The following is a 14,333-nucleotide window of genomic DNA, read 5'->3' on the forward strand; positions in this document are numbered from 1 at the left end:
TCAAAGTTGCGCTCTTGGCGCGGGGTGGAGCAGCCCGGTAGCTCGTCAGGCTCATAACCTGAAGGCCGCAGGTTCAAATCCTGCCCCCGCAACCACTGAGACTTGAATCTGCTGCCACTCAAGTCGTTTCTTTGAAAGCTCCTCAGCGTAAGCCGCGAGGAGCTTTTGTTTTTTGTCCTCCGTGTCGAGTTCACCGGACAGCTGGCGCGCTAAAACATCCTGGTCCACCATTGCTCTGAACTTGGCTTCCATCACCTGAGCTGTCTCCATGGCAGCGAGGATCGACGCAATGCGACCATGCACCTCCAGCGCCGGCGGTTGACGGCCCGGTGTACTGACAATGACCACTTTCTGGATCAATTGCCGGATGATGCCGATCAGCGGCTGCTTGGTTTGGGTATCAGCGTGATCCCGCATCATGTAGAGCATGGCGTGGATCACCGTGCGAACTGTGTCCTCGTTGATCTCGTCGCGCAGAGCCGCGAGGCGTTCTGCATCGCTGATGGTCTTATCCATTGATGGCGCGCTTGCCAGCTGTCGCTCCAGATCTTGTCGTTCTTCATCAAGCCTGTCGAGCTGGTCGTCAAAGGCAGCGATAGAACGCCGTCCTTCTGCTGCCCGTTGTGACATCTGGGCGATGATGCCCTCCTGCTCGCGTTTATTGCGCTGGAGAGCGGCTTCGATATCCTTGGTTTGATGGGCAGCAGTCTTCTGCTCTGCGAGTTCGCTTTGCAGAACTTTCTCCACTGTCCGCCTGAAGACATCCATGTGCACCAAGGCTGCAGGGATGGATGTCAGGATACGGTCCTCGAGTTCCTTGCGAAGGATCGTCTTGTGATTGCTGCAACAGGCTCCGCCAAGAACATCCAGGGGGATCTTCTTTTTAAGGTTGGTGCAGCCATACCGACCTTTGGCCATGACGGCATAAGGTCCGCCGCACTCGGCGCTCGGGTCTCACCAGACCTCGGCACTCGAGCAGTGCCAACGCGGTGTCCAGCGGCTCGTAAGCGCCGAAATGCTTCCGCAACATTGGGATGGTGCGGAGAGACGGCTCTCCGTTTTCATATATCGCCCTGGCTATGTTGAGTTTAGCCGGATCACCGCACTTTTCATGCTGAGAGATCAGTTCAAGGGCCAAATAGTCAGGATAGCGTACCCAGAAGTCCATGGCTTGAAGACGCTTTTCGCCGCCGAAGACATACGGATAAATGCTGGCCATGTCTTTACTGTAGTTCTCCGCTTTGCCAGCGTTGAGAAGGAAGAGCAGCCTAATGGCATCACGTTTGCAGTCCCGCGCCATACGCCTTCCTCCTATGCGTGCACTGGGCAGACGCTATCTGCGGATTGCAACCCGGTAAAGTACCCTTGATTTCAAAAGGTAATCAAGACCGAGCCCGTACTGGTATTTGGCGCTTAAACTCCGTTGTCCCGCAAAATTTGGTCGACGTCGGCCTGCTCAAGGTCTCTCGGCCATGCATTATTGGCATCGAATTTTAGTGATCGCGTTTTTTCTTCAGATGGCCTCGATCAGCAGTGACCTCTCGGTTACGTGGCTGTTTCAAGTAATTAATCTGCAGAAGAACTTACGGCGTATTCCCGGGTCGCGGGTTCAGATCCCTTCAAGACCGAGGCTATGACCGCTTTGCGCCTTCAACCCGGTCATAGAGGCCGCCGTCGCGCCTCCCTGGAAGCAGACATCGCGCCGGTGGCAGCGCCCCGCGTCGCTTCTGCGCCAAAGGCAGCAGGATGATTCCCCTAGGGAACGGCGGCTTCGTAAAAGCTTCACGACTGGATGGACCGATATCTGGTAGACCCATATGGTGAACAGGGATGATTTTATGGCAAGCCGAGACCGACAGACGCACTGGCAAGGGGTATACCCCACCAAGTCTGACACCGAGGTCAGTTGGTATGAGGAGGCCCCGGACTTATCGCTGACGCTGCTGCATGAAGCGGGACTGATACCAGGAATGTCAGTAATCAACATTGGTGGTGGTGCGTCCCGGTTGGTCGATGCGCTGGTGGACGCCGGCCAAGCCCACGTTAGCGTCCTTGATCTTTCTATCGCGGCCCTCGAGGCAGCCAAGTCCCGACTGACAGACATGGCTCATGTGCAATGGGTTGTATCGGATGTGACAGTATGGACGCCTGACCGCGAGTATGACCTCTGGCATGATCGGGCCGCCTTCCATTTTTTGACAACAGCCATCGATCAGCACGCCTATGTTAGCGTGCTGGCACGGGCTCTCAAAGTCGGTGGCAAAGCCGTGATCGGCACCTTCGCAATGGATGGGCCAGTGAAATGCAGCGGCTTGCCTGTTGTCCGTTACGATCCGGAGAGCTTGCAAGCTGTTCTTGGCGAACAGTTTAAGCTCGCTGCGACGCGGCGGCATGAACACGCAACCTCATGGGGAACGGTGCAGAAATTCCAGTTCAGCACGTTTGAAAAGGTCGGAGGCTAAGAGCCCCGCCATTAGCTTTTATCCCATGTCGACAGTCCGCTATCGCCTTCATTTCAGACATTCGATGCTACCGCGAGCGGGCCCAAGAGCTGCCATCTGCCTGCATTTTGAGCGTCGGGTTTCAACGGAAGTTTCCATGGGGCTATAACCGGGATCATCTCCCGTAGGCATCTCCAGTCAGTCTTACCGGTGACGGTTAGCCTCCTTGGAAAGGGTTTCACTGCGTCTCGGTGATGTGGTGCGCACTCCGTTTGCCCATTCACGGAGGTGACAACTGCAAGACGAAGCTGGGCCCAAGGCCTCAGAAACAGAAGTCAATTCACCGCAAATTTGCGCTTTAGCCAGGAACGCGAAGGTGCTTCTACGCCGCGATACGTTGCGATCGAGATGAGGATGACTACTGCCATCATTAGCGTAAGTGCCAGGATTGATTGCGCCTTGGTAAGGTGTTCACCTAGCCCATGACCCAGAGTCAGCTCCGCTAAAAAGTCAGCGAGTTTCAGAACAAAGAAATGCGTGAGATAGATGGAGTAAGATATTTCGCCCAGCCCGATCAGAGGTTTGAGGCGCAACATGCGGAATGACTGGGCATCGCTTCGAAAGATCGCAGCGACCAGAAGAGCAAACAAAATAGGAAACCATATGTCGGCAACGCGAAAATGCATCGCGGTCAGTATTATGGCTGTCAGTGTGAAGGCAATATAAGCGTTCCAGCGTTGGCTGACCGATACCACCTCGTGAAGCCGGTATGCGGCGATCCCGAGCAAAAACCCTGCGAGGCACCGTACAAGTGCCAAGCCACTGGTAATATCAAGTGTCCCGTTATTTTGCACCAGCACCAGCAGTGAAATGACGCAAACGGATATGACAGTGATCAAGCGCGAAAGCCTACCACCCATGATCAGGGCTGCGACTGCGGGGAACATCAGATACGCGAAAAATTCGGCGCCGATGGACCAGGCGGGACCATTCCAACTCGGATGTGCTTGTAGGCCGCTCGTTTGTAGAAGCAGCACATTGAGAACGAGACCTTCTAACTCGTAATTGCCTTCGAACGGACGGAACTCTGCAGCTCCGGGGGCGAACCGGTTTATCAGCAGCTTGGTGACCTCAAGGGCCACAAATGCAAACAGCACGAACAGGTGAAGCGGATAGATGCGAGCGATCCGGGCAATAACGAATTCTTTGAAGCTATTGGCAGACAATCGGTGCGCAAAACGGGTCCCGTATGCGTGTGCCATGATGAAACCGCTGAGGACGAAGAAAAAATCTACCCATAAATATGCCTTGGACACCAGGCCTGTCGCCGCGGCTGGATTGATCGCTGGTAAGAAATTTCCCGAGTAGTGGTAGAAAACGACCATCAAGGCCGCGATGCCCCGCAAGGACGTCAAAAGGTCCGCAGTGTTTGGATCACGCTCATAAGCCATGTTCGATTACCTGGTAGTTCAGCATTCCGTTCCGAGAGTTCGAAATCGTGCGTTGATCTGTGCCGTCTGACGCAGTTGGCCCCGAGTGCCATTATTGAAGTCACTGTGCGCGAAGATTGTCTTCTCGTGCCTGTCCTGTCGTGAACGAATGGGGCTAAATTTTCCTGTCCTCCGACTGGAGGTGCACCAGTTGCCGCTGCTCTTGCTCAAGATAATTATCAATGTAGAGATCATTGATAATCTGCATGATCAGGGCCGTTAACGGTGTGGCAATCGCCAGTCCCATCAAGCCATACACTGAGCCCAACCCCAACTGAGTGCAGATCACCAACAGAGGTGGAAGCGACACCTTTTCCTTTTGAATGAGCGGCGTGATGACATAACTTTCAAGGGTCTGTACCGCCAGATAGACACCGAGCACCTGTAAGATGGTATTCGGTCCATCAGGAACCGCCAGTAAGATTCCGGGCGTTGCTGCGAGCACGGGGCCGATATTGGGAATAAACGCCAGCAGACCTGCAATAAGCCCGAGAATGAGCGCGAGCGGGATGCCGATGATCCAGAGACCCAGGCCGGTTAACACGCCAACCACCGCCATCGATATGAGCTGCGCGGAGAGCCAGCTTTTTAGCGTTTCTACTGAATGGGAAAGAACGGTCTCGGCTTTTGGCCTCAGAGACGGCGCAATCAGCTTGAGGAAACCGCGCTTGTACGTGCCTGGATCAAAAGCCCCGTAGAGCGCTATGAAGAGGAGAAGCACGGCGTTGCCAAAGTGGCCGAAGAGTGAACCGACAGCACGGGTGGCTGTCTCTCCGGAGGCCGAAGACCACAAATCGGCTTCTCCCAGCCTGTCGAGCGCATAACGCCCCCAGGTGTACTCTTCAACTCTGGACTTTAGATCGCCAGCAGTTTCCGGCAATTGTCGCCACAACTCATCGATCTGCGCGGAGACGGCAGGCGCGCCAGCTACACCTGCTACAAGCACGACCGTCAGAGCCGCTACAAGAAAAGCCGCGACGCCCCAGGTAGGACCAATCGAAAGCACACTTCCGATCTTTGTGCCACACGCACGAAACAGGATTGCCAACAGCAGCCCGGCAAAGATCATGAACAATGTCTGCGGTATCACGATCAGGAGAAGCAGAAGTACTGCGAAAATCAAAATGATGGAAATTGGACGGCGGCCCCATCTAGTCGTCGTTGAGCCGCTGCTCCTCTGCCCGACTGTGTTCTCTATCATCCTGTTTCCACTTCTCATCCAGCTCAGCGCCTTCAGCCATGTCTGGTCGGTATTGCGATAACGACGGTCCTGAGGATCCCGACGTCCCACTTCTGGGCTGCAAAGCAATCAGGGCCTTCAGTCTGGCGTCTTGGGCAACGTGTCGAGCTGAACCCGATCTGAGCGACCGCGCCTCTTGCTGGACGGCACACAGCGATTGTTCCTGGGGAGGGAACTATGTGTCCCCCGAACCTGTTCCCTCGATGGAAAGCGAAGTTCGAAAGGCTCGCCGCTTCCTCCGTTCAAATTGGTAAAGGAGATTATTCATGCTCAAGTTTCTCGGCGGCACGATTGGTGTCATATTTCTCATCGGTTTGGCCGTGGTGGTTCTTCTCCTGATGCTGATCTTCTGATGCCTGAAACTGCGGGCGCAGGCAGGCGGTTCAGCCTGCTGATAGCCATGCTGTTCCTCGGAATCCTCCTGGTTCTGGCAAATTGGGCCGTGGCGCAGGAGGGGGCTGAGACCGTAAGGCTGGATGGTCGTGCGCTTTTTTCTGTGAATTCGAGTGATACACTTGGCGCTGAAGTACGGGCTCGGCGGGTTGAGCAGCGGCTTGGCGTTCTGGTCAGGGCGCTCGAAACTGTGCCGAAGGCTGCCGTCGAAGCTTCGGGAAGCGAGCGCGTCATCGTCGTAGCGGGTGTTCGGATCACGACGGTCTCGCCGATCGATGCGGAAGACAGTCTGACCGACATCGACACTCTGGCAGCCCGTTGGGCAACTGCGATCGAATCCGGGCTTCGTGAGGCCGTCGAGCGACGTCAGGGTTTCGGCGGCAGTTTTTTCGCAGACACACTCGCGGCCCTGCAGACCGTTCTCTCGCGAGCCTGGAGTTCGGTGGTCAGCGTTGTTCCGCGATTGCTGGCCGCGGCACTGGTGATGGGCACCACCTTGCTGGTCGCGTCCGGTGTCAACCGCGTGCTCGTCGTAGTCTTCAAGCGCCGGATCGCGGACAAAACGCTCGAGAACCTGATCCGGCAGTTGTCGTACTACTCTCTCATTTTGCTTGGCGTGCTCGTTGCTGCTGATGCATTGGGGTTCAGTCCGGGCGCGCTTGTGACGGGGCTTGGCCTGACGGGTCTGGTGCTTGGTTTTGCGCTCAAGGACATCCTGTCGAATTTCGTCAGCGGCCTATTGATCCTGGCGCTTCGGCCATTCGAAATCGGGGACCAGATTGTCGTCGGGCCGACGGAGGGTTCGGTCGAACGGATCGAACTGCGTGCAACACAGATCCGCACCTATGATGGCCGCGTGGCACTTGTGCCAAATGCCGAAGTCTTCACGTCGCGTATCGTCAACAACACCGCAGATCCGATCCGTCGCGGCAATGTTCTGCTTCAGGTTGGCTACAACACCGATCTGGACGCATTGGTCGAGCGTTTGCGCGGATCTGTCGCTTCGGTGCAGGGTGTGCTCGACGACCGCCCGGTGACGGTTCGGATCGATGAACTGGCTGCCGATGCGATCACCATGAACATCGGTTTCTGGACGGATTCGCTCCGGTCCGATTACAAACAAACCACATCCGATGTTCGCCGGCACATTGCCTCCACCATGGAAGACATGGGCCTTCCGCTTCCAGAGCCTGACCTTTGGCGCGTCGTACCTGCCCACCTGGAAGAATGGAAAACGGCTTTGTCATCATGCCGAGAGCCATTGCATCCGACATCAGGCGCAGAGAAGAACGATGATATGAAAGGAAAGAGCAGCAAATGAAACACAATCAAGCCATTGCATTGTTGGTCGCCCTCGCCAGTTCAGCCGCAGCGTCACAGGCTTTTTCACAGTCGGCCCCTTATCCGGGAGAAGATCCGGCCAAGCTGTTCGGATACGAAATAGATGCCAGGGAGACGGACAGCACGCGGGTTGCTGAGAAGGCGCTGAGAGCCGTTCAGCGGGCGAGAGAAACCGCCGAGGAAGTGAAGATGGTCTTTGGCGCCAATCGCTTCCACTTCATTGCGCTGAAGCAGGGCAGCATGGACGTGGTAGCGCCGGAGCTTGCAAAGCGAGGGGCCGATGTGACGCGTTTGCAGGCCGCGATCGAGAGCAGCGCCTTGTTTTACACGGCCATGCGCAGCGAGGGCGTCGCTGCAAGCGACGTCATCGGAGCGGAACTCGCAGACGCAGAGAGTGGATTGAGCTCCGAAAAACGAGTGACGATCTATCTGGCGCCGTGACAGGCTTACATCAGAAATCCGCATCGACACGAAGGGGCGATCACGCCTCTTCTTTCGTCAAGGACAGAATGAGCGAAGCATGACATCGAGCATCCTCCAACCCGGTCGCAACTGTTGGAAGAAGGCGCGCGCAGATCGTTTCGGCGTCATCTTCGACGCCGAAGACTATTTCGTTGCCGTCAAGCAGGCCATCCTCGAAGCTCGGCAGGCGGTTTACCTGATCGGCTGGGATTTCGACACCCGGATCGAGTTTGAGCCGGAGGGTGCCAGTCTAGAAGGGCCGAACAAGCTGGGACGGTTTCTGAAGTGGATCGGCAAGACCCGTCCCGATCTGCAGGTCCACATACTCAAATGGCATCTGGGCTTGTTCACTTCGTTGGGACGCGGAACCATGCCCTTCCGTCTCCTGAACCTCATGTCCTCTTCCAATATCCACTTCAAACTGGATGGCGCACATCCGCCGGCCTCCGCCCATCACCAGAAGATCGTGGTCGTCGACGACGTGCTGGCCTTCTGTGGTGGGATCGACATAACCACTGAGCGCTGGGACACCCGCTGGCATCTTGACGAGGATGCGCGTCGCAAAATGCCGAACGGCAAGCCCCATGGCCCCTGGCACGATGCGACATCGGTTCTGAGCGGACCTGTTGCAAAGCTGCTGGGGGATGTCGCCCGGGAGCGATGGTTTGCCGCCACCGGCGAAAAACTCCCCGAGCCCAACCGCAGCGATCCTCTGTGGCCGGAAGCAGTCCAGGTGTTGCTCAGGGATGTCGAGGTTGCAATCGCGCGCACGCTCCCCGCCTATCGCGATCAATCCGATGTCCGGGAAATCGAGACGCTTTATCTCGACGCAATCGCCGGCGCGAGAGACATCATATATTGCGAGAGCCAGTATTTCGCATCCCGCCGGATTGCCGAGGCCATAGCAGCCCGCCTGCAGGAGCCAGATGGTCCCGAGATCATTGTGATCAACCCCGAATCCGCAGATGGATATCTGGAATCCAAAACCATGGACACGGCGCGAGCCCGTCTGCTCCAACTCGTAGGCGCGGCAGACCGCCACGACAGGTTTCGCATCTTCACACCGGTCACCGAGAAGGGAAGCCCGATCTACGTGCATGCGAAGATCACGATTATCGACGATCGGCTGCTGCGTGTCGGGTCCTCCAACTTCAACAACCGCTCGATGGGATTTGATTCCGAATGTGATGTTGCCATCGAGGTCCCCTCGGATGATAGGGCAGGCGCAACCGCATCGGCGATCGAGACGATCCGGGCAGAGCTATTGGCCGAGCACCTCGCGATCGAGCCGCAGGCGCTCCGCGAAGCCGTCGCTTTGGCGAAAGGGTCGTTCGTGAAGGCGATCGATCAATTAATCGGTCCGGGAAAGACGCTGCGACCGTACATGCCTGACGAGGTCGGTGCCTTCGAGGAGACGTTGGCAGAGAATGATCTGCTTGATCCTGAAAGCCCGAAAAACTTTTATGCAAGCCTGACGGGAGGCAGTTGGCGCCCGGGGGCTTTGCGGTGAACTGGAACGCCTCTTTTCTCAATGGGATCAGTTCTGTCGGAGCTTGACTGGTCTCTGCTCTGCGTGGCGCGCTAACTCTTACCCCTACGGTCGCTCCATTTCTGGCGCGCATGGGCTTGAAGATCCGGTATGCTGTCGAGCTCATCGACGATCTCTTCGCCGATCAGCGTTTCGATGAGATCTTCCAAAGTCACGATCCCGGCAGTTCCTCCGAACTCATCGACGACCAGAGCGACATGCCGGTCCTTGTGGATGAGGAAATCGAAAAGCTCGTCCAACGGCATCGCCTCTGTGACGGCGTGCAGACTGCGCTTCATGTCCTGCAGGAGCGTGCCGCCCTTGTCATCCACGGCTTCGTAGAGGATGTCCGTTTTCAGCACGAAGCCTGTGACCTGATCGATCGAAGCGTCGAAGACAGGGATACGAGAAAATTTCAGCTCAGCCTTGCGTGCTATCGCATCATCGATCGTGGACATCTGCTCGAGCGCAAAGACGACAGTGCGCGGGGTCATTATGTCAGCAACGGTCAGCCGATCAAACTTCAGAAGGTTGCGGAAGACCATGGAATCCCCCTTGTCGATCACGCCTTCGCGATGGCCGATGTCGGCCATCGCCGCAATCTCGTCGCGGCTGACGGGCGGCTGCGGCCTGCCGCTCGACAGGAGACGGGTGATGAGCTGCGACATCTTCACCAATGGCCACATGGACCAGATCATTGCTGGCAGGATACGCGCGGCCAACGGCGTAAATCCTCTCCAGTACATCGCACCCAGTGTCTTTGGGATGATCTCTGAAAGCACCAGGATCAGCAGCGTCAGAACGGCCGAGAAAATAGCGATGGCCCCATCTCCAAAGACATAGGCTGCCTGGGCACCCGCTCCGGCCGCACCTGCAGTGTGGGCGACGGTATTCAGGCTGAGGATGGCTGCCAAGGGACGATCGACATCGTCCTTGAGCATCTTCACCTTGCGGGCTGTCTCCGGCTGTGTCGCTTCGAGCGTCGCGGTATAGCTTGGCGTGATGCTCAGCAATACGGCTTCAAGGATCGAGCACATGAACGAAATAGCAATCGCAATGGCGACGTAGAGAACAAGAAGGGTCATGGTTTTCCAGGATCGAAGAAGAGTTCCAGGGCGCAACCTCGGAAGGTTCCATCCATTCGCCAATGGTTTCAAAGCTGGATTGTTCCTGTTCACTATTCCTTGGGGTTCGCAGAGGCCCAGACCGGGCTGCCACGCCTCCTCCAGTTGGCACTTCCACCCAATTACAGATTGAAATGAGACGTCAGCTTCTGTGGTACGTCCGACAGAAGCGGACTGTCCCCTCACGGCCCCGAACCAGCCATTCCAGGATGCGGTCCTTTTGAAAGTAACAGAAGCCTTACAGCTCGTGAGCCTGGGATCGCTTGTTCAATCTCGTTGAAGGCGACCGCTTGTGAGATGTTTATCACAGTTCGGCTTGCGCCAATTGTGAAGCATTGCTGAACTTTGCGATGCCAGTTATGGCCCGTTTAGCGTTTCGCGGGCATTCGGCTTGCTTCGACGGTGGCAATAACGCCTTCAGTTGAAGGCCGCTCCAGTACATGCGCCCTCAATGCTATCTCTGACCAAAAGTAATTCATCGAGGCCGCAATTGCCCTTCGTCAGATCATGTAGGGTGACCATGTCCAGTTCGTGATAAAATGCTTCAACGGCTCGAGAAACAAAGCTTTTAAGCCGACAAGAGGCTGTCAGCGGACAGGTGTTGGTGTCGGGTGAGAAGCACTCCGCAAAGGGCACGCCCGCCTCGAAGACTCTGAAAACCTCGCCTATGGAAATCTTGGCCGGGGAGCGTGCCAGCCGAAGTCCGCCGTTGCGGCCCCGGATCGTCTCGACAAAGCCATGGGCCTGAAGGGCCCCGACGACCAGCAGGAGGTGATTGAGCGATGCATTGCAGGCCTCAGCAATCTCGACACTGCGCAGCGTCCTGCCCTCGTTGATCGCGCAGGCCATCAGCACGCGTGCCGCCAGATTGGTTTTTGTGGTCAGACGCATCTTCACCGCTACCTCGGGATTGTGTCCCAAGAATATATGACCCTAAAGCCTTGTCTTTGATTTGGATCACACTGGGGCTGCCCAATCTGCTTTAAGTCGCATCCTAGATTAAAGTTTGAGTGCGACCATGGCCCTTGCTCCCCCGCCCGTCTCCGACATCTCCGTGCTTCTCGATCCGGGGTTGGATCGAGGGCGTCGTGCGGCCGTTCTGTCGGTGCTGTCGGGTGTGATCTGGCCTTTGCAGGCCGCCTTGGTCGCATGGGCGATCGGCGGCTTGCTTACGGGGAAAGAACCTTCGGCGCTGCTCGCGGCCTTCGGCTTCGGCGGTCTCGGGCTACTCCGCGCTGGCCTCGGTTATTTCGCGGACGCGGATGCCCAGGCGGCCGCGGAAGTCGATATCGCCAAGCTGCGGGCGGAGATCGTCGCGACGGAGGCCGGTCGCGCCAGTGACAGCACCTTCGGCGGCGCGGGCAGCATTGCGGCCTTGGCCAGCGAGAAGCTGGAACTGCTGGGGCCATACGTGTCCCGCTATAGCCCGGTCCGGGCAAGGGTGATGGTGTTGCCGCTCGTCATTCTGGTGCTGGCGTTCTGGCACTCTTGGGCAGTTGGTATTGTGCTTCTGATTTCCGGTCCATTGATCCCCTTGTTCATGGCTCTGGTTGGTATGGCAGCCAAACAGGCCAGTGCGCGCCAGATGGCCGAAATTGGGACGTTGAACGACTTCCTCGTGGAACGGCTGTCTGCCCTGGTCGACATCCGCCTGCTGGGTGCCGGCCCCAAAGTGCTGGAGGGCTTTTCAAAGCAGGCGGGCGACCTGCGGCGCCGCACGGTTGCCGTGCTCGGGGTGGCTTTCCTGTCCTCGACGGTTCTCGAACTGTTTGCTGCCATCGGCATTGCGATGGTGGCCGTCTATGTCGGATTTTCGCTTCTGGGAGAGTTGCAGTTCGGCGCCTGGGGCGCGCCTCTGACGCCGGAAGCGGGGATATTCCTGCTTCTGCTGGCGCCAGAATTCTATCAGCCGCTGCGCGACTTATCGGCGGCATGGCATGACAAGCAGGCGGCCATGGCAGTGACGGACGAATTTGCGGCTTATTCTTGCGAGCCGCATGCAAAGCTTCCAGGTGCGGGCGCCACTGCAGTACGACTGCCTGGACCTGCGAGCGTGGCCTTGCATGGCTGCTGCACGCCGACAGGCACACAGCTCCCCGACATCGTAATCGCCGATGGAGAACGTGTCGCGCTCGTGGGACGCAGCGGCTCGGGCAAGACGAGCGCGCTGCGTCTGATGGCGGGTCTGGAATTGCCAAGGCATGGATCTGTCATCGTCGCAGATCAGCCATTGACGGCCGAGAACGCCGACAGTTGGCGCGCGCGGTTGGGCTGGATGCCGCAGGCGCCGCATTTTCTGGGCGGCAGCTTGCGCCAGAACCTGACGCTTGGGCGCGGCGGTGACGTGAGAGCCGCTCTTGAAACCGCTGCAATAGCCGAAGTCGTAGAGGCCTTGCCGCAGCAGCTCAGGACGCGGCTCGGAGAAACAGGCGCTGGCCTTTCGGGTGGTGAAGCCCGCCGGCTGACGCTTGCCCGGGCGGTGCATGGACGGCCCGACCTGCTTCTGGCAGATGAGCCGACGGCGGATCTGGATGCGGAGACGGCTCGCATGGTCACCGAAGGGCTTCTGGCGCAGGCGGCGCTGGGCGCGACCCTGGTCATCGCGACCCACGACAAGGCCTTGGCTGCTCGCATGGATCGGGTCATTGACCTGGGAGATGCGACGTGAAGCCGCTCTGGACTATCTTCCGGCTGATTGTGTTGGAGCAGCGCACGGCAATGCTGCGCGGTGCAGCCCTCAGCCTTCTCGTGATCATCATGGGGGTTACCCTTCTGGGGCTTTCGGGCTGGTTTATCACGGCAGCCGCAGCCGCAGGTCTGGTGGGAGCAGGGGCGGTGTTCGACGTGTTTCGTCCCTCGGCCATGGTTCGATTCCTCGCGCTTGGTCGGGCCGCTGCGCGCTACGGCGAGCGGATGCTGACCCATGATGCTACCTTGCGTGCTTTGGAAACACTTCGGCTCAGACTTCTCGCTAGCCTTCTGACCAGCAGCTACAATCGCATGATCCGGATGCGGGGCGCTCAGACGCTCAACAGGCTGACCGCCGATATCGACGCGCTTGATGGGGTCGCGCTGCGATTGGTTCTTCCGCTGTTTGCGGGTGTCTCGGCTCAGATCGTGGCGCTCGTCGCGCTGTGGTTTCTCGTCTCGCCTCTGGTCGCACTGTGGGTTTTTGCCGGCTACATGCTCGGCGCGGGATTAGCCTTCGGATGGGGCGCACGCGCGACGACGCGAATGTCACGCCGGGCCGAACTCGCGGCTCAGGCTTTCCGTTCGCGTTTGATCGACATGATCCGGGCCCGACGTGATCTTGCGGTCTACGGCTTCCTGGATTCACAAAGGCGCGCGGTCGAGGATGCCGAGTTTCGACGCCAGCAGCATCGCTGGCGGCTGGATGCAGCCGAGCGCCGTGCGGGCGCCCTGTTGGCTGCCGTGACGTCCGTCGTCGCGGGTGGTTCGCTTGGGATCGGCATGGTGCTGGTGCAGTCGGGGGGGATGGAGCCTGCCTTCGCAGCCCTCGGTTTCTTTGCCACGCTTGCCCTTTCGGAGACCCTCGCACCTTTGCGCCGCGCCGCCGCAGATATCGGTCGTATGGCTGACGCCGCCCGCCGAGTTGGAGGCGATCTGGCCCGGCCCGCTTCATCGGATGCTGACGAGGTGCCGGGATTTGACAGCCCACCGTTGTGCCTGAAGCGCCTTGTCCTCCATCGCCCTGGTGGAACGGAACCTCTCATGCGCGAAACGTCGTTTTCTTTAGCCCGCGGTGAGACCGTGGCGATCACCGGGGCCAGCGGGACGGGAAAATCGACTTTGCTTCTGGCAATTGCCGGTCTCCATCCCGTGGCGGCCGGCGAGATCGTCCTGGGTGGGCGAGCAATTGCCGATTGGCCGGATACCGTCCTTCGTCGCCACGTCACCCTATTGCCCCAGCGCAGCAGCCTCATGGCAGGGACTTTCGCCGAGGCGTTGGAGCTTGCAGGGCCGGTGGAAGAAAATCGCTTGTGGGATATCCTGGCAGCGACGCAGCTTGATCGCATCGTGGAGGAGCGCGGCGGGCTCTCAGCCCGTATCGGTCCGCGCGGGGATGGCCTATCCGGTGGGGAAGCCCGCCGCCTCGTCCTTGCGCGGGCATTGCTGCGATCTCCCGACGTGCTGCTTCTTGATGAGCCGACGGAAGGGTTGGATGATGCCACCGCCTATGCTGTCCTGCAGGGCATCCGACATATCCTGCCAGAAGCGGCAATCCTCATTGCGGCGCACCGGGGCATCGAGATCGATTTCGCCGATCAGGTGATCGCAATAAAATAAGTCGCA

At 58.3% G+C, this 14,333-nt stretch carries 12 protein-coding genes and 1 tRNA gene; 8 read left to right on the plus strand and 5 right to left on the minus strand.

Features of this window, described 5'->3' with window-relative positions; translation table 11 throughout:
- Positions 1–18: 18 nt before the first annotated feature.
- Together BW978_RS21920 and BW978_RS21925 are read left to right on the plus strand one after the other, a co-directional pair.
- Positions 19–95, plus strand: a tRNA-Met gene (locus BW978_RS21920).
- A 202-nt stretch (positions 96–297) separates the two neighbouring features.
- The gene (locus BW978_RS21925; protein WP_076398121.1) at positions 298–519 is read left to right on the plus strand and encodes a hypothetical protein; all 222 of its coding nucleotides are present in this window, start codon (positions 298–300) and stop codon (positions 517–519) included.
- 364 nt (positions 520–883) lie between these two features.
- Here BW978_RS21925 and BW978_RS21930 read toward each other — a convergent pair whose 3' ends face one another.
- The gene (locus BW978_RS21930) at positions 884–1,300 is read right to left on the minus strand and encodes a hypothetical protein (RefSeq protein ID WP_076398124.1); all 417 of its coding nucleotides are present in this window, start codon (positions 1,298–1,300) and stop codon (positions 884–886) included.
- Positions 1,301–1,838: 538 nt separating this feature from the next.
- Here BW978_RS21930 and BW978_RS21935 point away from each other — a divergent pair.
- On the plus strand, positions 1,839–2,462 hold the full coding sequence (locus BW978_RS21935) for a class I SAM-dependent methyltransferase (RefSeq protein ID WP_076398127.1): 624 nt from the start codon (positions 1,839–1,841) through the stop codon (positions 2,460–2,462).
- A 314-nt stretch (positions 2,463–2,776) separates the two neighbouring features.
- On the opposite strand, the gene BW978_RS21940 is transcribed toward BW978_RS21935, so the two are convergent.
- Both BW978_RS21940 and BW978_RS21945 read right to left on the minus strand, forming a co-directional pair.
- Complete coding sequence (locus BW978_RS21940; protein WP_076398129.1) at positions 2,777–3,892, minus strand: acyltransferase family protein; 1,116 nt, start codon at positions 3,890–3,892, stop codon at positions 2,777–2,779.
- Positions 3,893–4,046: 154 nt separating this feature from the next.
- Positions 4,047–5,132: an AI-2E family transporter gene (locus tag BW978_RS21945; RefSeq protein WP_076398131.1), complete on the minus strand. Its 1,086-nt coding sequence runs from the start codon at positions 5,130–5,132 to the stop codon at positions 4,047–4,049.
- A 175-nt stretch (positions 5,133–5,307) separates the two neighbouring features.
- On the opposite strand from BW978_RS21945, the gene BW978_RS21950 reads away from it, so the two are divergent.
- The 3 genes from BW978_RS21950 (at position 5,308) to BW978_RS21960 (ending at position 8,877) form a co-directional block, all read left to right on the plus strand.
- Positions 5,308–6,885 (plus strand): mechanosensitive ion channel family protein, encoded by a 1,578-nt coding sequence (locus BW978_RS21950; RefSeq protein ID WP_210216997.1) that lies wholly within the window; start codon positions 5,308–5,310, stop codon positions 6,883–6,885.
- Positions 6,882–7,346 carry a hypothetical protein gene (locus BW978_RS21955; RefSeq protein WP_076398133.1) on the plus strand — a complete coding sequence of 155 codons (465 nt, stop codon included), beginning with the start codon at positions 6,882–6,884 and terminating at the stop codon, positions 7,344–7,346. The genes BW978_RS21950 and BW978_RS21955 overlap by 4 nt, the downstream gene beginning before the upstream one ends.
- Positions 7,347–7,425: 79 nt before the next feature.
- Positions 7,426–8,877: a phospholipase D-like domain-containing protein gene (locus BW978_RS21960; protein ID WP_076398136.1), complete on the plus strand. Its 1,452-nt coding sequence runs from the start codon at positions 7,426–7,428 to the stop codon at positions 8,875–8,877.
- Between the two features lie 71 nt (positions 8,878–8,948).
- Here the strand turns inward: BW978_RS21960 and BW978_RS21965 are convergent, their stop codons facing one another.
- A complete protein-coding gene (locus tag BW978_RS21965) occupies positions 8,949–9,980 on the minus strand; it encodes a CNNM domain-containing protein (protein ID WP_076398138.1) in 1,032 nt (343 codons plus the stop codon).
- A 456-nt stretch (positions 9,981–10,436) separates the two neighbouring features.
- On the minus strand, positions 10,437–10,910 hold the full coding sequence (locus BW978_RS21970; RefSeq protein WP_076398141.1) for an RrF2 family transcriptional regulator: 474 nt from the start codon (positions 10,908–10,910) through the stop codon (positions 10,437–10,439).
- Between the two features lie 127 nt (positions 10,911–11,037).
- On the opposite strand from BW978_RS21970, the gene BW978_RS21975 reads away from it, so the two are divergent.
- Together BW978_RS21975 and BW978_RS21980 are read left to right on the plus strand one after the other, a co-directional pair.
- On the plus strand, positions 11,038–12,687 hold the full coding sequence (locus tag BW978_RS21975) for an ABC transporter ATP-binding protein/permease (RefSeq protein ID WP_076398144.1): 1,650 nt from the start codon (positions 11,038–11,040) through the stop codon (positions 12,685–12,687).
- Entirely contained in the window at positions 12,684–14,327 is a 1,644-nt protein-coding gene (locus tag BW978_RS21980) for an amino acid ABC transporter ATP-binding/permease protein (RefSeq protein WP_139330633.1), read from the plus strand. Before BW978_RS21975 ends, BW978_RS21980 begins: the two co-directional genes overlap by 4 nt.
- Positions 14,328–14,333: the final 6 nt, after the last annotated feature.

The sequence above is a fragment of the Rhizobium sp. RU33A genome (assembly GCF_900156055.1).
GTDB lineage: Bacteria > Pseudomonadota > Alphaproteobacteria > Rhizobiales > Rhizobiaceae > Allorhizobium.

Excerpts from the sequence above, each read along its gene's own strand:
- BW978_RS21925 (WP_076398121.1), top strand. The coding sequence starts at position 298 with ATGCACCTCCAGCGCCGGCGGTTGACGGCCCGGTGTACTGACAATGAC.
- BW978_RS21930 (WP_076398124.1), bottom strand. The coding sequence starts at position 1,300 with ATGGCGCGGGACTGCAAACGTGATGCCATTAGGCTGCTCTTCCTTCTC.
- BW978_RS21935 (WP_076398127.1), top strand. The coding sequence starts at position 1,839 with ATGGCAAGCCGAGACCGACAGACGCACTGGCAAGGGGTATACCCCACC.
- BW978_RS21940 (WP_076398129.1), bottom strand. The coding sequence starts at position 3,892 with ATGGCTTATGAGCGTGATCCAAACACTGCGGACCTTTTGACGTCCTTG.
- BW978_RS21945 (WP_076398131.1), bottom strand. The coding sequence starts at position 5,132 with ATGATAGAGAACACAGTCGGGCAGAGGAGCAGCGGCTCAACGACGACT.
- BW978_RS21955 (WP_076398133.1), top strand. The coding sequence starts at position 6,882 with ATGAAACACAATCAAGCCATTGCATTGTTGGTCGCCCTCGCCAGTTCA.
- BW978_RS21960 (WP_076398136.1), top strand. The coding sequence starts at position 7,426 with ATGACATCGAGCATCCTCCAACCCGGTCGCAACTGTTGGAAGAAGGCG.
- BW978_RS21965 (WP_076398138.1), bottom strand. The coding sequence starts at position 9,980 with ATGACCCTTCTTGTTCTCTACGTCGCCATTGCGATTGCTATTTCGTTC.
- BW978_RS21970 (WP_076398141.1), bottom strand. The coding sequence starts at position 10,910 with ATGCGTCTGACCACAAAAACCAATCTGGCGGCACGCGTGCTGATGGCC.
- BW978_RS21975 (WP_076398144.1), top strand. The coding sequence starts at position 11,038 with ATGGCCCTTGCTCCCCCGCCCGTCTCCGACATCTCCGTGCTTCTCGAT.